The organism is Halomonas zincidurans B6 (assembly GCF_000731955.1).
Lineage (GTDB): Bacteria > Pseudomonadota > Gammaproteobacteria > Pseudomonadales > Halomonadaceae > Modicisalibacter > Modicisalibacter zincidurans.
Genome location: NZ_JNCK01000001.1, coordinates 1217998 through 1234683, shown reverse-complemented (window position 1 = coordinate 1234683; position 16686 = coordinate 1217998). Strand labels below are relative to the sequence as shown.

The window sequence follows — 16686 nt, the reverse complement described above, 5'->3', positions numbered from 1 at the left end:
GCCGGCACCGGTTCAATCGAGGTGCCCGTCACCCTTTCGGTGCTTATCGATTTCTGCCCGCAGCGCCTGCATCAGTTCCTCGATGCTGGGGATGCCCTGCTCCTTGAGCGAGGCTTCCATGTCCAGCGGCATCTCCGAGTCATCTGATGAAATCGCCCATGCGATCCAAGTGACCCTGCGCAACGGTTACTCGTGGGCCGGCGGGGCTGACCCTGGCGGCACAGCTCGCGGCTGACCCCTAACTACTCGCGGCGGCGGCGCGATCTGACCATCGCTGCCGGCCTGGCCGACGCGGCAAGGGCGGACGCTGTCGATTACCCGGTGACGGCCACCCTGGAGCGCCTCGAGCCGGGCCATGAAGGCCAGCAGGAAACCATCAAGGCGCGCTACGCGGTGGGCTGCGACGGGGCCCGCAGTCGGGTGCGCCAAGCACTCGGGCGCTCGCTGGAAGGCGACTCGGCCAAGCCCGACAGACTCCTGGTGCGGCTGTACATCGAGCTCGACAAGCTCGACGCCGGCGACGCCTGTCATACCCACAGCCCCAAGGCCGGCCAGGGCATGAACGTGTCGATGCGCGACGCCCGTTGAGCGGGATCACTTGATCACCGGCACCCGGCTCAAGCCATTGTTCTGATCGGCGATCTTCTGCAACAAGCCGCGCAGCGTCTCGCGCTCCGCGGCCGACAGCGGCGCCATCAGCTCGTCCTGGGTATCGACGGCGACGACTTCGGCCCGGCGCCGCAGATCGCGGCCCTGCGCCGACAGCGTGACCAGCATCGAACGCCGGTCCTGCGCGTTGCGCTCGCGGGTCACCAGTCCCCGCGCTTCGAGCTTCTTGACCACTACCGCCGTGGTGTTGCGATCGAGGGCGGTCAAGCCGCCCAGGCGGCTCTGGTCGAGGGTGCCCCGCTCTTCCAGCGCCGCCAGCACAATGTATTGCAGCTGGGTCACTTGCAGCGGCTTGCCCTTGTTGAGGAAGATCGCCACGCTGATCTGGTGGCAGCGACGCAGCAGGTTCCCCGGGAAGTTACTGGCCTGGCGCAAGGGGGACTGGGGATCGTTCACCGTTTCTCCTGGAGTCATGGGTTCGATTGTCTTGGCGCGGCCGATCACCGGCTATCTCGGCGCAGTCGATCATCGACAAAAGTACGCTGGCGGCCCCGCCTGGCCATGGCCGCCTTCTCACGAGGGCTCGCTGTCGCCGCGGCGTGGTTTGCCGCGCCCGAGCAGGCGCCCGATCAGCGTCACCGCGCCCAGCGCCAGCGCACCAACGATCAGCCCGACGAGCATGTTGAGCAGCGACGGGCCGAGGCCCTGGATCACCGCATCGAGGCCGGGGACGGCGAAATCGCTTTCGGCGACGCCTTCCACGAGTCGATTCAGCACCGGGATGCCATGCGTGAGGATGCCGCCGCCAACCAGGAACATCGCCAGCGTGCCGATCACCGACAGGCTCTTCATCAGATAGGGCGCACCGGCCAGCAGGCCGCGCCCGATGGCGTTGAGCAGGCCCCCGCGACGGCTGAGATACAGCCCCAGGTCGTCGAGCTTGACGATGCCGGCGACCAGCCCGTAGACCCCGACGGTCATCAAAAGGCCGATCCCCACCAGCACCGCGACCTGCTGGCCCAGCGAGACCCCGGCCACCGTGCCCAGGGTGATGACGATGATCTCGGCGGAGAGGATGAAATCGGTGCGCACCGCGCCCTTGATCTTGTCGCGCTCGAAGGCGCGCATGTCGACCTGCTCGTCGGCCATCGCCGCGATCCGCCGGCGATGCTCGTCGTCGTCCCCGGCACGCTGCAGGAACTTGTGCGCCAGCTTCTCGACACCCTCGTAGCACAGATACGCCCCGCCGAGCATCAGCAACAGCGTCACCGCCCAGGGCAGCAAGGCACTGATCAGAAGCGCCGCGGGAATCAGGATCACCTTGTTGAGCAGCGACCCGCGGGCCACCGACCAGACCACCGGCAACTCGCGGTCGGCCTTCACCCCGGCGACCTGCTGGGCGTTGAGCGCCAGGTCGTCGCCCAGCACGCCGGCGGTCTTCTTCGCCGCCACCTTGGTCATCAACGAGACGTCGTCGAGGAGCGTGGCGATGTCATCGATCAATGTGAGCAGACTGCTACCGGCCACAGGCATGCCTCCATGTGCTGATGGGCGTCAGCTTAGCGGCTTGCCGCCCTTGACGTCACTGCATTTGAAACTCGAAAATCAAGCGATCATCATTAACGGAGCAACGACGGGCATCGGCCTGGCGGCGCTAAATTGGCTTCAGTCAGCCGCTCAGCAAACGATCTGGTGGGTAAACAAGCACGTATCCCCGGCAAAGCCGAGGGATACGTGCTTACTTGATTACGGGATTTATTTGATTGCGGGATTACTGACTGGATTCAATCTTCTTGCTAACCAGGTCTTTTAGCTGTTGAGCGCCATAGGAGGAAAGTGGCTGGCCATTGACAAAGAAAGTCGGGGTTTGCATGATCTTCAACGCCGCCACATCTTTCTTGTCCTGATTGATGGTGGCGTCTATATCCGGCCTGACAAGATTTTTGCGCGCTTTTTCCACATCAAGACCGGCCTCTTCCGCTGCCGCCCAGGCAGCCTCGATACGGGGTCCACCATTCCCCCACTCTGGCTGCGCGGCAAGTATCGCCTCCAGGACTGGCTTGAAAACGCCTTGCAGCCTTGCAGCCTCAAGCAGGCGCACTGCGGCTTCCGAGCTCTCATGGAATGGCGTATATCTCAGTACCAGGCGGACATCGTCGGGATTCTCGGCAAGGATCTGCTTCACTATCGGGTAGAAAGCCCGGCAAGCCTCGCAGGCGGGATCAAAAAACTCCACGATAGTCACGGGAGCGTCCTGGGGACCGAAACTAGGCGAGTAGGAACGCTCCAGGCGATTTTTCTGATCTGCGGATAGCTCGGTAACAGCTGCTTGCAGCGATGCAGAGCTGGCAAAGAAAAGCATCGTTGCTGCCATGGTCATGGCGACAGCCATGAGGGTACAGGAGAGAGTCTTCCTGATCATTGGGTTCCTCCAGGCGAGTGGTCGTGACAGCGCATCATAGCGTGAAATGATAGCTTATGCAGCAGGGCGCTTCCCCCCAGCGGCGCGCCAGCCTTGGCAGGCCAGCACTGCCGGAGAACGGGTATCGAGTGTGCCAGGCATTGGCCAGACTGTATGGGATGTCCGCCCTGGCCCGGATTCAGCGGCTTGGTGACGGCAACGTCACGCATCCAGCTGGAACGGATACACCGAGCCGATGGCGAGAATTCGCGTCAACTCGTCGAGGGCGGTCAGCGTCTCCTCGGCGAGCCGCGGATCGGCGAGATCCGCCGGGGTCAGCGAGTCCCGATAATGGCGCTCGACCCAGCCGGTGAGTTCGTCGTACAGCGCTGCGTCGAGCAGCACCCGGCCCGACAGCCCGGCGCGCTCGACCTCCGAAAGCGGCACGCGCAGGCGCAGGCAGGCCGGGCCGCCGCCGTTGCGCATGCTCTGCTTGACGTCCTTGACCATCACCTTGCTGATCGGGTTGGCACCGGCCAGCAGCAGATTCTGGATCGTCCGCCACACCGCCTCGTTCTCCTGGCACTCGCCGGGCACCACCAGGGTCATCGCCCCCGAGCCGTCCGGAGCGGAAAGCAGCTGCGAGTTGAACAGGTAGGTGCTCACCGCGTCGTCGAGGCTCACCGCCGCGCTGGGCACGCGCACCGGGATCAGCGGCGTGGTCATCTTGCCGCGCAGCTCGTCGAGCGTTCCTTGCTCGTCGAGGAAGGCCATCTCGTGATAGAGCAGCACCGGCCCGTTGCCCACCGCGATCACGTCGTTGTGGAACACCCCGGCGTCGATGGCCTCGGGATGCTGCTGGGCGAACACCACCTGATCCGCGCCGAGGCCGTGCTGGCGAGCCACCGCCTGGCTGGCCTCGAGCGTCTGGCGCGCCGGGAAGCGCTTGGGCTCTCGTTCAGTATTGCCACCGAACGCCTGACGACCGTAGACGTAGAGATGCACGCCGGGCTCATCGTGCTCGCCGGCGAGCCGGGTGTGGTTGGCCGCGCCCTCGTCGGCGAACGCCGGGGTCGCCGGCAGCGCCGGATGGTGGGCGAAGCGCATCGGGTCGCGAAAGATTGCCGCGAGCACCCGAGCCGTGGTCTGCGGCTCGAGGAAGCGATGGAAGCTCGATTGCAGATTGGCCGGGGTGAAATGCGCCCGACCGTCGGCGGCGTCACGGCTCGGGGTGATGGTGGCGGCGTTGGCCGTCCACATGCTCGAGGCCGAGCACACCGCACGCAGCAATTGCGGCGCCTCGCACGCGGCGCGTTCGAGCACCTCGGCATTGCTGCCGGTGAATCCCAGATCGCGCAGCGCGCCCAGATCGGGGCGCTGCTGCGGCGGCAGCACGCCCTGGGCGTAGCCGGCGTCGGCCAGCGCCTTCATCTTGGCCAGGCCCTGCAACGCGGCCTCGCGGGGGTTGGAGGCCAGCCCGCCGTGGCGCATCGACGCCACGTTGCCGTGGGCCAGCCCGGCGTAGTTGTGGGTCGGCCCGACCAGTCCGTCGAAGTTGACTTCGCGCACCCCGCGCCGGGTATCGGCGTCGTTCGCGGTCGCGCTCATGAGCTTTCCCCCAGCGTCACGCCCGGCGGCAGGTTGTCGGGCATCGCCAGCGCCTCACTCTCCATCGAGGCGATCGGGTAGGCGCAGTAATCCGCCGCATAGTACGCACTGGGGCGATGGTTGCCGCTGTCGCCGATGCCGCCGAACGGCGCGTCAGAGGAGGCGCCGGTAGTCTGACGATTCCAGTTGACGATGCCGGCGCGAATGCGCAGCAGGAAGTCGTCCCAATCGGCCTGGTCGCCGCCGATCAGCCCGGCGGAAAGTCCGTAGCGGGTGTCGTTGGCAAGCGCGATCGCCTCGTCCCAGTCGCGGTAGCGATGCACCTTGAGCAGCGGACCGAAATGCTCCTCGTCGGGCACCGCGAGGCCGGTGACGTCGATCAGCGCCGGCGACACCAGGCTGGTATCGCCGACCAGGCGCTGCATGCGCGCGAGCACGCTGCCGCCCAGCGCCTCGAGCGCATCCTGGGCCTTGAGCAGGCCGTCGGCCGCCGCCACGCTGACCAGGCCGCCGTAGAACGGCGCCGGCTCGCTGAACGGCGCGGCGACGTGCAGCCTGGCGATGGCCTCGGTCAGCGCCTCGAGCAGCCGATCGCCGGCCTCGCCCTCCGGCACCATCAGCCGCCGCGAGCAGGTGCAGCGCTGGCCGCCGGAGAGAAACGCCGACTGCAGGATGGTCAGCACCGCGGCGTCCTGGTCCGGCACGTCCTTGACCACCAGCGGGTTGTTGCCGCCCAGTTCGAGCGCCAGGATCTTGCTGACCTGGCCGGCGAACTGCTCGTGCAGCAACTTGCCGATCCTGGCGCTGCCGGTGAACAGCAGGCCGTCGATATCGCCCGCGCCGGCCAGCGCCTGGCCCACCGGCGCCCCACCCTGGACGAGGTTGATCACGCCGTCGGGCAGCCCGGCGGCCTGCCAGCACTGCAGTGTCAGGTCGGCGGTCAGCGGGGTCTGCTCGCTGGGCTTGAAGACCACGCAATTGCCGGCCAGCAATGCCGGCACCATGTGCCCATTGGGCAGGTGACCAGGGAAATTGTACGGGCCGAACACCGCCAGCACGCCGTGCGGGCGATGGCGCAATACGGCGCGCGCGCCGGCGACGTCGCGGCTGCGCTCGCCGGTGCGCTCCTGATAGGCAGTGGCCGAGATGCCCACCTTGCCGATCATCGCGCCGACCTCGGTGCGCGCCTCCCACAGCGGCTTGCCGGTTTCATGGGCAATGCTCTCGGCGAGCGCCTCGCGGTTGGCCTCGAGTTCGTCGCGAAAACGCTCGACGAGCGCCAGGCGGGCATCGAAGCCCAGCCGCGCCCAGTCGGGAAACGCCTGGCGCGCGGCGGCTACCGCCCGCCCGACCTGGCCGGCACTGGCGGCATCGGCCTGCCAAAGGATGGCGCCGGTGATCGGGTCGGTCTTGGCGAAGCGCTCGGCCTCGCCGTCGATCCAGCGACCGCCGATGAATAGTTGCTGCTTGGCGTTCATACATCGCTCCTGGTGATTGGTTTGTAAGCCGCGAGACGCGAGCCGCAGCTTCAGCCAACGCACAACGTTCGCAACCCCTTCGCTCGAAGCTCGAAGCTCGAAGCTCGAAGCTCGAAGCTCGAAGCTCGAAGCTCGAAGCTCGTAGCTCGTAGCTCGTAGCTCGAAGCTCGAAGCTCGAAGCTCGTAGCTCGAAGCTCAGCTTTCGAGCACCCGCAGGAAATCTCCGGCGGTGACGCCCAGCCGGTGGGCCTCGGCGTCGGTCAAGGCCAGGCTGTCGTCCGCGTCGGGGCCGCGACCGACCCAACTGGCGCGAAAGTCGGCCATGCGGGTGGTCGCCACCAGCCAGCTCGGCCGCTCGCCGTTCGTCGCGCCGGCCCGTGAATCGCTGACGATCTCCACCGGACACAGCCGGGAGTGACGCACCGCGCGCACGTCGTCGATATAGGCTTCCACCGTGGGGCCGGCGTCGAAGATGTCGATATAGCCCTCCCAGCGCAGGCCCTCCTTCTTGAGCATCTCCAGCGCCGGCCGGGTGTGCGCGTGAACCTCGCCGATACAGGCCCGCGCCTCGTCGTTCAGAAAAGTGGTGTAGATCGGGAACTTGGGCATCAGCTCGCCGATGAAGCTCTTCTGCCCCAGCCCGGTCAGGCGGTCCGCCTCGTTGAAATCCATCGGGAAGAAGTGGCTGCCCAGGCACTGCCAGAAGGGGCTCACGCCGTTCTCGTCGAACTTGCCGCGCATCTCGGCGAGCACCTTGTCGGGGAAGCTGTCGCGGAACTGGGCCATGAACAGCCAGCGCGCCTGGGAGAGCAAGGCGCCATTGCGCTGGCCACCGCGATATTCCGGGCGCAGGTAGAGCGAGGCTACCTCGGCGTCGCCGGTATGGTCCGAGCTTAGAAACAGCGTATCGATGGTGCGATGCAGGTCGAGCTGAACCGAGGAGTGGGCCAGCGTACCCAATCGATAGTGATAGAACGGCACCTCGCGGCCCACCTGCGCCTCGATGGCGCAGCAGCCGGCCAGTTCGCCGCGCTCGTCGTCCTCGAGTACGAAAAAATACAGCCGGTCGTCGACCGGGGTCTGCTGTTCGAAGGCGCGCGTCGCCGACTCGATCTTGCCGACCAGGAAGTCGCGGTTGTCGGGCAGCGAAGTGAAGCCCACGCCGGTTTCCTGGGCGATCTGCTGCAGGCCGTCGATGTCGCCGCGGGCGATGGGACGAATGCGCATTACAGTTCCCCCTCGTCGAAGGTGTCTTCCGCAGCGGGCAGCGCCAGCGGCGTGGCGAGCACCGCGCGCCCCTCCTCGACGCCGAGCACCGCGGCGTGCTCGGGCGAGAGCACCAACTGGCCGGTGGGCGACAGCGCGTAGCGGGCCACCACGCAGCGGAACCCGCCGAGCTTCTGATTGGCGATCAGCGCCGGCTCGGCATCGGGCAGCGCGCCGGCCGGCCGGATGCGCACCGGATGCCAGGTACTGTGGCAAAAGGTCGCCAGGCGTTCGCGGTCGGCCTTGATCAGCGGGCCGGCATCGAAGATGTCGACGTGGCGCGAGCGCGAGAAGCCCTCGGCGAGCATCTCGGCGAGCGCCGCTTCGTGGGCCGGATGCTCCTGGCCGATCGCCGCGCGGGCCGCCGGCGTGAGCAACGGCAGGTACAGCGGGAACTGCGGCATCACCTCGGCGATGAAGCTCTTCGAGCGCACCCCGGCGAGGTGGTTCATCTCCTGATAGCCACGCACGAAGAAGTGCCGGCCGACGCTGTTCCAGAACGGCGATTCGCCATCGTCGTCCAGGTAGCCGGGGAAGGCGATCGCCAGGATCTCGGCGAAGCGCTCCGGATACTGGGCGATGAACATCAGTCGCGAGCGGCGCAGCAGGCTCTCGGCGCTGGTGCCCTTGTAACGCGCGTCGAGCGACAGCGCGCACAGCAGGCTGGCGTCCGAGACCTCGTGGGACAGCGACAGGGTCTGCACCTCGCGGCGCACGTTGAGCTGCTGCGAGGCGTGGATCAGCGTTTCCTGGCGATAGGTATAGTACGCCTCGTGGGCACCGGCGTGGGCGCGGATGGTGGCGGTGCCCACCACTTCGCCGCGCTCCAGGTCCTCGAGCACGAAGGTGTAGCTCTCGTCGCCGGGGAAGTCGACCTCGCGGGACAGCGAGCGCTGCGAGCGGGTGATCCGCTCCTCGAGCCGGTCGCGGTGCGTCGGCAGGTTGGTCAGGCGTGGCGTGGCGCTGCCCGCCAGGCGCTCGAGGCCCGGCAGGTCGGCTGGCTTGGCGGGACGCACGACCAGCATGGCGTTTCCTCTCGGCGGTGACATCGGCGCACTCATCGATGGCGACTGGACGTTCATGCCGACTCGACGAAGCGTGCGATGGCCCGGTCGAGACGCGCCATGCCCTCGTCGATGTCGGCCTCGGGAATTACCAGCGACGGCGCCATGCGCAGCACGTTGGGCCCGGCGATCAGCGCCATCACGCCCTCCTCGATGGCCAGCGGCAGGATCTCCTTGGCGCGGCCCTCGTACTCGGGGGCCATCTGCGCGCCGATCAACAGGCCCATGCCGCGCACGCCCTGAAACACGCCATGCTTCGAGTTGAGCGTGTCGAGGTGCTCGCGGAAGCGCTCGTGGCGGCGCTGGACGCCCTCCAGCACTTCCGGGGTGTCGATGTATTCGAGCGCCGCCAGCGCCACCGCCGAGCCCAGCGCGTTGCCGCCGTAGGTGGAGCCGTGGGTACCCAGCTTGAACACCGGGGCGATGCGATCGGTGGTCAGCATCGCGCCGACAGGGAAACCGCCGCCCAGCGACTTGGCGCTGGTCAGGATGTCCGGAGTCACGCCGTAGCGCATGTAGGCGAACAGCGTGCCGGGACGCCCCATGCCCGACTGCACCTCGTCGAAGATCAGCAGCGCCTGGTGCTCGTCGCACAGCGCGCGCAGGCCTTCGAGGAATGCCTGGGTGGCCGGAACGATGCCGCCCTCGCCCTGCAGCGGCTCGACGATCACCGCGCAGGTATCGGCGTCGATCAGCTCGCGCACGCTGTCGAGGTTGTTGAACTCGCCGTGCACGATGCCGCCGGGCACCGGGCCGAAGCCTTGGGAGTACTTGGGCTGGCCGCCGACGCTGACGGTGAAGAAGGTACGCCCGTGGAACGACTGGCGGAACGAGACGATCTTGTGCTTGTTCTCGCCGTGGGTGTCGTGGGCCCAGCGCCGCGCCAGCTTGAGCGCGGCCTCGTTGGCCTCGCCGCCGGAGGAGCACAGATAGACCTTGTCGGCGAAGGTGCGCTCGGTCAACGCGCGGGCCAGCTTGAGCGCCGGCTCGTTGGTGTAGACGTTGGACAGGTGCCAGAGCTTGTCGGCCTGGGCCTTGAGCGCGTCGACCAATACCGGATGGCAATGCCCCAGCGAGTTGACCGCGATACCGCCGGCGAAGTCGACATACTCGCGGCCGTCCTGATCCCACAGCCGGCTACCCTCGCCGCGCACCGGAATTCTCTGCTGCGGCGCGTAGTTGGGCACCATGTAACGGTCGAAGTCGGCGCGGGTCGGGGTGTCGGTCATGGGGTTCTCCATCCTGGGATTGATGATAATTCGAGTATAAGGACACACTTGGCCAAAGGCTTTCAGCGATGGGACGGCGAATTATGAAAAGCGGCTGCGGGCTTTTGGCGAGAGCGGCTTCGGGCTCTCATAAAGGGAGCGGCTTCGGGCTCCCATAAAAAGCGGCTTGAACTATCCTGCTTTCGACCCATCTTTTTAGCAGGCTACAAATTTCGACCCCGGCGCAATCGTGAACGGATCGCCGGGTACCGCAAGCCAAGGAGTGTGCAATGCAGATCGATCTTTCCGGCAAACGCGCCATCGTCAGCGGCTCCACCGCCGGCATCGGCTTCGCCATCGCCCAGGGGCTAGCCCGGGCCGGCGCCGAGGTCACCGTCACCGGGCGTACCCAGGCGCGCGTCGATGCCGCCATCGAAGCCATCCGGCAAGCGGTACCCGATGCCGGCGTATCCGGCGTGGCCGCCGACCTGGGCAGCGCCGAGGGCTGCCAGGCGCTGATCGAGGCCCGCCCCGAGGCCGACATTCTGATCAACAACGTGGGCATTTTCGGCCCGCAGGATTTCTTCGCGATCGACGACGCCACCTGGCAGCAATTCTTCGACGTCAACGTGATGAGCGCGGTGCGGCTGTCGCGTCACTACGCCCAGGGCATGAAGCAGCGCGACTGGGGCCGCGTGCAGTTCATCTCCAGCGAGTCGGCGCTCAACATCCCCAGCGAGATGGTCCATTACGGCATGACCAAGAGCGCCGTGCAGTCGATCTCGCGCGGGCTGGCCAAGGTGCTCAGCGGCACCAACGTCACCGTCAACGCCATCCTGCCGGGGCCGACCCGTTCGGAAGGCGTACTCGGCATGATCAAGCAGGCCGCCGAGCAGGAGGGCGTCTCGCCAGCCGAAATGGAAGCGCGTTTCGTCGCCGAGAATCGCCCCTCGTCGATCATCCAGCGCCTGGCCACCCCCGAGGAGGTCGCCAACATGAGCGTCTACGCCGCCTCCACGCAGGCCAGCGCGACCACCGGCGCGGCACTGCGCGTCGAGGGCGGGATCGTCGATACCATGGCCTGACGCGCTGACCGGGCGCCACAGACAGGTAACTCGCGCTATCCTCCCCATGAGGCGCATGGAGTCGCATGCGCCACGCACCGGGGAATGATCGCCATGTTCAACACCACCGCCTGGAATCGCCTGCGCTATTCGCTGTATGCCCCGCTCTACGATCTGGTCGCCGACCGCGCCTTTCGTCGCGCGCGGCGGCGGGCGCTGGATGCTGTCGACTGGGCGGGTGGCGAGCGGGTACTGATCGTGGGTGCCGGCACCGGGCTCGATCTGTGCTACCTGCCCCGCCATATCGAGCTGCACGCGAGCGATCTCAGTCCGGCGATGGTGGCGCGCTTTCGCGCCCGCGCCGAATCGCTGGGCTTCGATTTCGTCGCCCGCGAGATGGACGCCGAGCGCCTCGACTTCCCCGACGGCCATTTCGACGTGGTGATCATGCATCTGATTCTGGCAGTGATGCCGGACCCCGATCGGGGCCTTCGCGAAGCCTACCGAGTGCTCGCCGACGACGGCCAGCTGTGCGTGATGGACAAGTTTCAGCCCGACGGCCACTCCCCGGGCCCGGGCCGTCGAGCGCTGAACGCGCTGACCAGTGCCATCGCCACCGACATCACCCGTCAGGCCGGGCCGCTTTTGAGTGAAGCGGGGTTCGTCATCGAGGAGGACCAGCCGGTGATGCTGGGCAGACTGTTTCGGGCACTGCTGGCGCGCAAGGCCTCGCCGCGCTGAACGCTCAGCCCAGCCGCTCCTCCCGCGGGGTCATGCCGAAGTGGTTGCGATAGGCGGTGGAGAAATGCGCGCCGGAGGAGAAGCCGGTCTGCAGGGCGATGTCGCCGACCGCCTGGTCGGTCTCGCGCAGCAACTTGCGGGCTTGTTGCAGGCGCAGGTCGAGGTAGTAGCGGCTGGGCACCGCCTGCAGGTATTTCTTGAACAGCCGCTCGAGCTGGCGCCGCGAGATGCCCAGGTGGGTGGACAACTCGTGGGTGGTCAACGGCTCCTCGATGTTCGACTCCATCAGCGTGATGGCATCGAACAGGCTCTGCGGGGCGTGGCCGAGGCGCGAGCGCAGCGGTACGTGCTGCGGCTCGTCGCCCATGCGAATGCGTTCGCAGACGAAGTGCTCGGATATCCGCTCGGCGAGCGTCTGACCGTGGTGCTGGGCGATCAGCGTCATCATCATGTCCATCGCCGCGGTGCCGCCACCGCAGGTCAGGCGATCGCGATCGATCTCGAACAGCTGCTGGCTGACGCGCACCGCGGGATGCGCCTGCACGAACGACTCGGCGCTCTGCCAGGGCAGCGTGGCACGATAGCCGTCGAGTACCCCGGCGCGGGCCAGCACCTCGGTGCCGCCGGCGATGCCGCCTAGCGCCACGCCGCGTCCGGCCAGCCGCGCCAGCCATGCCAACAGCGCATCGTGGGCGCCGTTGAAAGCCGCCGGCGCGCAGACGATGAGCATATCGAGCTCGCCGGCATCGTCGCCGGCCACGCTGTGCGGCGACAGCGCCAGCTCGGCGGCGCTCTTCACCGCGCGTTCGTCGAGACCGAAGGTCAACGGCGTATAGAGGCGCTCGCCGGCCAGCAGGTTGGCGACGTGAAGCGGCTCCAGGGCACACGCCTGGGCGAGCAGCGAGAACCCCGGCAGCAGCACGAAACCGACCTGTCGGATAACGCCCGGCGGGTTACTCTCGAGGGGCATCGTGGCGATCGAGCTCAGCTATTAAGGCTTTCGAACGTGCGATGGTGGCCAGCAAATCCAGCAACAAGCGCCCCGCTGCATCTAGCATTCGCCGAACCATGACGTCGCCTTACAGCTGGACGACGTCGTAGTCGGCGACCGGCTCGACCTCGGCGTCGTAGTCGACGTCGTCACGCACGAAGCCAAACAGCTTGAGGAAGTCGTGCTTGTAGCCGGCGTAGTCGGTGATCTCGAACAGGTTGTCGCTGGTCACCTTCGGCCACAGCTCCTTGCAGGCCTGCTGGACGTCGTCGCGCAGCTCCCAGTCGTCGAGACGCAGCCGCCCGGCCTCGTCGGTCTCGGGGGCGGCATCGGCGTAGAGCCGATCGCGGAACAGGCGGTTCAACTGGTCGATGGTGCCTTCGTGCAGGCCCTGCTCCTTCATCACCTTGTAGACCATGGCGATGTACAGCGGCATCACCGGGATCGCCGCGCTGGCCTGGGTGACCACCGACTTGAGCACCGCGACGTTGGCGCCGCCACCGCTCTTGCCTAGGCGCTTGTCGATCTCGCCGGCGGCGCGGTCGAGATCCTCCTTGGCCTTGCCCAGCGCACCGTGCCAGTAGATCGGCCAGGTGATCTCGGTGCCGATGTAGCTGAAGGCCACCGACTTGGCGCCCTTGGCGAGCACCCCGGCCTGGTCCAGCGCGTCGATCCACAGCTCCCAGTCCTCGCCGCCCATCACTTGGATGGTGTCGGCGATCTCCTGCTCGCTGGCCGGCTCGACCTCGGCCTCGATGATGGCGTCCTTGTTGGTGTCGATGGCGGTAGCGCGGTAGGTCTCGCCGATCGGCTTGAGCGCCGAGCGCTTGAGTTCGCCACTGTCGGGCAGCTTGCGCACCGGCGAGGCCAGCGAGTAGACCACCAGGTCGATCTCGCCGAGATCCTGCTTGATCATCTCGATCGCCTTGTCGCGAGTCTCGTGGGAGAAGGCGTCGCCGTTGATCGCCTTGCTGTAGAGGCCCTCCTCCTTGGCGAAACGGTCGAAGGCGGCCGAGTTGTACCAGCCCGCGGTGCCCGGCTTCTTCTCGCTGCCGGGCTTTTCGAAGAACACCCCCAGGGTGCTGGCGCCGTAGCCGAACGCCGCGGTGATCCGCGCCGCCAGGCCATAGCCGCTCGAGGCGCCGATCACCAGCACCTTCTTCGGCCCCGCGTCGGCAGCCTTGCGTTCGCCGAGCGCGGCGCGCGTCGCCTGGATCTGCTCGAGCACGTTCATCGCGCAGCCGGTGGGATGGGTGGTGGTGCAGATGAAACCGCGGACCTTGGGTTTGATGATCACGTCAGACCTCGACTCTCTATTGGAATAACTTGCTTTGGGAAGAACGGGACATTCCCTGCCTGAAGCCCGGTTTCACCGGGGCCGGCCGATGCGGCTATTCTAGCGGTTTGCCGGCGCACTGTCCGCCCCGCGCCACGGCGCCGATCACACAGCGGTCAGATCGAGGAGCCGGGTCTCGCAATAAGCGCGCATGCCCTTCACAATTCTGTCGCTACCAAGGAGGCCCCTGCCATGAAAGACCCGCAAACCCTGGTCGACGAGCGTGGCGAGTTGTGGCTCGCCCTGGCGACGCTGTGGCGGGAAAACGAGCCCCGCGAAAGCGACTATGCGCGCATGATCGAAGTGATCGAACGCCATGACCTGAGTCTCGAGCAGCTGGAGTGGATCTTCCGTCTGGAACTCGCCCCGGTGCTGGCCCGCCAGCAGATGTCGGTCACCGACAGCTGGCGCGACGTCGACGAGCACCGGCTGCTGCGTCAGCTGGTCACTCATAATCGACGCTTGCATGGCTGGCGCAAGGGCTTCTGGACGTTGTTCTCGGGCTTGACGACGATGCTCACCCGGGCGCGCTGGAATACCTTGATGACGCGCTTGATGGTCGCCCGCGGCCAGCAGCCGCCGCATTGAGCGGCGATGGCGATGACTACTAGGCCGAAAAGGGAATCTGCAGGGCTCTTTCGAGTTCCGGCACGATACCCAGCCGGCCGGTGCGTGGCGAGAAGCGGCGAATCACCTGGCCGTCGCGGCCGACCAGGAACTTGGTGAAATTCCACTTGATCGGGGTGCTGCCCAGCATTCCCGGGGCCTGGCGACGCAACAGCACGAACAGCGGATGAGCGTGACGGCCATTGACGCGGACCTTTTCCATGACCGGGAAGGTCACGTCGTATTCACGCTCGCAGAAGGCGCCGAAGGTATGCGCCGGTTCGGGGCTCTGGTGGGCGAACTGGTTGCAGGGAAACGCCAGCACGGTAAAGCCCTGATAGCGATAGCGCCGATAGAGCCGTTCGAGCTCGGCGAGCTGCGGCGTGTAGCTGCAGCGACTGGCGACATTGACCACCAGCAGTACCTGGCCACGCAGGGCGCGCAGATTGAAGGGCTCACCGCTTGCGGTCCGGCAATCTTGGTTGTAGATCTGCATAACCCATCTATTCGCTTCGCTGAACCCGAAAGATGCCACGTCAGCTTAAAACGCGCCAGCCGCAACGGCGCCGCGGCACCTCGCAAAGACGGCATCTCGCAAAGACGGCATCTCAAAGAATAGTGGCCGAAACACGACTTGCCGCGATTGTAATACCTGAACTGGCCACTTGCGCAAGCGCCGGGGCCGACATCGAACGCACACGAAGACTCCCCGCCATCCACGGATAGCGGGGTTCCTTTACCAACCGGCAACGGTTCGCTTCAGAATTCGAAGAATAGCGTTTCGTCATCGCCCTGCAGGCGGATATCGAGACGATAGCGGGGCGTACCGTCCGCGCCCTCCTCGCGCCGCGCGATCAGCGTCTGGCGGCGCGCCGACGATTCGATGGCGGCGAGCACCGGGCACTCGGCGTTGGCTTCGCTCTCGTCGTCGAAATACAACCGCGTCTGCAGGTGCACGTTGATGCCTCGGGCGAAGATCGCCAGGCTGATGTGCGGCGCCATCGGCTTGCCGTTGGCCGCCGGCACCCGCCCGGGCTTGACCGTGGTGAACGACCATTCGCTGGCGGCCTCGGCAGTGGTGGCGGTGCGGCCGAAGCTGTTGAACGGCTTGCCCAGATCATAGTCGAGCTGGAACTCGCCGTGGGCATCGGCCTGCCAGGCCTCGAGGAAGGCGTCGCGCACCAGGTCGCCGTTGCCGTCGATCACCGTGCCGACCACCTCGATCAGCTCGCCGTCCGCTTCGGGCGTGGCCAGCCGGCTCCAGACCTCCTCGTCGCGCAGCGGTATCCCGGCAACCTCCAGCGCCAGGCCGATGTGCACGTAGGGGCCGGCGGTTTGCGACGGCGTCTCGCGATACAGCACGCAGCCGCCATGGGTCGGTTGTTGACTCCGGATCGGTTGCTGACTCATAGCGTCACTCCCGGTTCGAAATAGGTCTGCAGTTCGCCGCGCGTGACGATGTCGAAGCGATAGGCGAGATAATCCATCGACCGGCTGCGCGCCATGTCGAGCCGCCCGATGAGGGTGTCGACCGCTTCGGGATCGTTGAGCGTATGCACGATCGGGCAGCGCGGAATCAGCGGGTCGCCCTCGAAGTACATCTGGGTCACCAGCCGGGTGGAAATCGCCGGGCCCATCACCGACACGTGGATATGCGCCGGGCGCCAGGAGTTGACGTCGTTGGGCCAGGGATAGGGGCCGGGGCGGACGGTGCGGAAATGATACCAGCCCTGCGCATCGGTGATGCAGCGCCCCACCCCGCCGAAGTTGGGATCGAGCGGCGCCAGGTACTGGTCCTTCTTGTGCCGGTAACGCCCGCCGGCGTTGGCCTGCCACATCTCGACCAGGGTATCGGGCACCGGCTTGCCGAGCTGGTCGACCACGCGGCCGAACATGACGATCCGCTCGCCGATCGGCAGGCCATCGCGGCCGGCGTTCTCGCGGTAGTTGAGCAACAGGTCGTTGTCGTGCGGACCCAGCCGCAGCGAGGCGAAGTTCGGCCCGGTGAGTTCCGAACGTGTTGGGTGCTGCATGCTCACCGGCGACTGGCGCGGCGAGCGGGCCACGGTGGTCTTGTAGCCCGGTGCATAGGCCGGCGGATGCCAGTTGCGATCGCGCGGGATGAAGCACTTGTTGTCCACGTTTTTCATGACGGTCCTCGGTGGCTGGCGTGTTGATGAGGCTCGACCCGAAGGACGATGGTTCGCCAGTGTCGCCAGCGCCGCCCGGGCTGGGAAATGAAATTTCATCCCTTCGCCATAACCTCTGGGTTATTGATCAAGCGACGACCGCATGACGCCTCGGTTTTCCATTG

General features: G+C 66.5%; 17 protein-coding genes. 4 read left to right on the top strand and 13 right to left on the bottom strand.

The features are described from left to right. The first annotated feature begins 321 nt into the window (after positions 1 to 321). Positions 322 to 588, top strand: a complete 267-nt coding sequence (locus tag HALZIN_RS18325) for an FAD-dependent monooxygenase (RefSeq protein WP_031383301.1) — start codon at positions 322 to 324, stop codon at positions 586 to 588. Between the two features lie 6 nt (positions 589 to 594). On the opposite strand, the gene HALZIN_RS0105825 is transcribed toward HALZIN_RS18325, so the two are convergent. The 8 genes from HALZIN_RS0105825 to HALZIN_RS0105790 all read right to left on the bottom strand — a co-directional run bounded on the left by HALZIN_RS0105825 (position 595) and on the right by HALZIN_RS0105790 (position 9655). Next, positions 595 to 1065 carry a MarR family winged helix-turn-helix transcriptional regulator gene (locus HALZIN_RS0105825; RefSeq protein ID WP_231663281.1) on the bottom strand — a complete coding sequence of 157 codons (471 nt, stop codon included), beginning with the start codon at positions 1063 to 1065 and terminating at the stop codon, positions 595 to 597. Positions 1066 to 1182: 117 nt separating this feature from the next. Further along, on the bottom strand, positions 1183 to 2136 hold the full coding sequence (locus HALZIN_RS0105820) for a DUF808 domain-containing protein (RefSeq protein WP_035575188.1): 954 nt from the start codon (positions 2134 to 2136) through the stop codon (positions 1183 to 1185). 244 nt (positions 2137 to 2380) lie between these two features. Next, positions 2381 to 3031, bottom strand: coding sequence for a DsbA family protein (locus tag HALZIN_RS0105815; RefSeq protein WP_031383298.1), 651 nt, complete (start codon positions 3029 to 3031; stop codon positions 2381 to 2383). A 201-nt stretch (positions 3032 to 3232) separates the two neighbouring features. Continuing rightward, positions 3233 to 4618: an N-succinylarginine dihydrolase gene (gene astB / locus HALZIN_RS0105810; protein WP_031383297.1), complete on the bottom strand. Its 1386-nt coding sequence runs from the start codon at positions 4616 to 4618 to the stop codon at positions 3233 to 3235. Then, the gene (gene astD, locus HALZIN_RS0105805; protein ID WP_031383296.1) at positions 4615 to 6096 is read right to left on the bottom strand and encodes a succinylglutamate-semialdehyde dehydrogenase; all 1482 of its coding nucleotides are present in this window, start codon (positions 6094 to 6096) and stop codon (positions 4615 to 4617) included. Before astD ends, astB begins: the two co-directional genes overlap by 4 nt. Before the next feature lie 195 nt (positions 6097 to 6291). After that, a complete protein-coding gene (astA, locus tag HALZIN_RS0105800) occupies positions 6292 to 7323 on the bottom strand; it encodes an arginine N-succinyltransferase (RefSeq protein WP_031383295.1) in 1032 nt (343 codons plus the stop codon). Next, on the bottom strand, positions 7323 to 8387 hold the full coding sequence (locus HALZIN_RS0105795; RefSeq protein ID WP_031383294.1) for an arginine N-succinyltransferase: 1065 nt from the start codon (positions 8385 to 8387) through the stop codon (positions 7323 to 7325). Before HALZIN_RS0105795 ends, astA begins: the two co-directional genes overlap by 1 nt. Before the next feature lie 53 nt (positions 8388 to 8440). Continuing rightward, positions 8441 to 9655, bottom strand: a complete 1215-nt coding sequence (locus tag HALZIN_RS0105790; protein WP_031383293.1) for an aspartate aminotransferase family protein — start codon at positions 9653 to 9655, stop codon at positions 8441 to 8443. Between the two features lie 269 nt (positions 9656 to 9924). On the opposite strand from HALZIN_RS0105790, the gene HALZIN_RS0105785 reads away from it, so the two are divergent. Both HALZIN_RS0105785 and HALZIN_RS0105780 read left to right on the top strand, forming a co-directional pair. Next, a complete protein-coding gene (locus tag HALZIN_RS0105785; protein WP_031383292.1) occupies positions 9925 to 10719 on the top strand; it encodes an SDR family NAD(P)-dependent oxidoreductase in 795 nt (264 codons plus the stop codon). A 93-nt stretch (positions 10720 to 10812) separates the two neighbouring features. Next, positions 10813 to 11439: a class I SAM-dependent methyltransferase gene (locus HALZIN_RS0105780; RefSeq protein ID WP_031383291.1), complete on the top strand. Its 627-nt coding sequence runs from the start codon at positions 10813 to 10815 to the stop codon at positions 11437 to 11439. A 4-nt stretch (positions 11440 to 11443) separates the two neighbouring features. Here the strand turns inward: HALZIN_RS0105780 and HALZIN_RS0105775 are convergent, their stop codons facing one another. Continuing rightward, positions 11444 to 12409: a GlxA family transcriptional regulator gene (locus HALZIN_RS0105775; protein ID WP_201448177.1), complete on the bottom strand. Its 966-nt coding sequence runs from the start codon at positions 12407 to 12409 to the stop codon at positions 11444 to 11446. Positions 12410 to 12518: 109 nt separating this feature from the next. Further along, the gene (gene fabV / locus HALZIN_RS0105770; protein ID WP_031383289.1) at positions 12519 to 13727 is read right to left on the bottom strand and encodes an enoyl-ACP reductase FabV; all 1209 of its coding nucleotides are present in this window, start codon (positions 13725 to 13727) and stop codon (positions 12519 to 12521) included. 231 nt (positions 13728 to 13958) lie between these two features. Between fabV and HALZIN_RS0105765 the strand changes: the two genes are divergently transcribed. Continuing rightward, the gene (locus HALZIN_RS0105765; protein WP_031383288.1) at positions 13959 to 14354 is read left to right on the top strand and encodes a DUF7079 family protein; all 396 of its coding nucleotides are present in this window, start codon (positions 13959 to 13961) and stop codon (positions 14352 to 14354) included. A gap of 19 nt (positions 14355 to 14373) precedes the next feature. Here the strand turns inward: HALZIN_RS0105765 and HALZIN_RS0105760 are convergent, their stop codons facing one another. The 3 genes from HALZIN_RS0105760 to pcaH all read right to left on the bottom strand — a co-directional run bounded on the left by HALZIN_RS0105760 (position 14374) and on the right by pcaH (position 16522). Beyond that, on the bottom strand, positions 14374 to 14868 hold the full coding sequence (locus HALZIN_RS0105760; protein ID WP_031383287.1) for a glutathione peroxidase: 495 nt from the start codon (positions 14866 to 14868) through the stop codon (positions 14374 to 14376). Between the two features lie 263 nt (positions 14869 to 15131). After that, positions 15132 to 15782 (bottom strand): protocatechuate 3,4-dioxygenase subunit alpha, encoded by a 651-nt coding sequence (gene pcaG / locus HALZIN_RS0105755; RefSeq protein ID WP_051907395.1) that lies wholly within the window; start codon positions 15780 to 15782, stop codon positions 15132 to 15134. Continuing rightward, positions 15779 to 16522, bottom strand: a complete 744-nt coding sequence (gene pcaH, locus HALZIN_RS0105750; protein WP_031383285.1) for a protocatechuate 3,4-dioxygenase subunit beta — start codon at positions 16520 to 16522, stop codon at positions 15779 to 15781. The genes pcaG and pcaH overlap by 4 nt, the downstream gene beginning before the upstream one ends. Between the last annotated feature and the right edge of the window lie 164 nt (positions 16523 to 16686).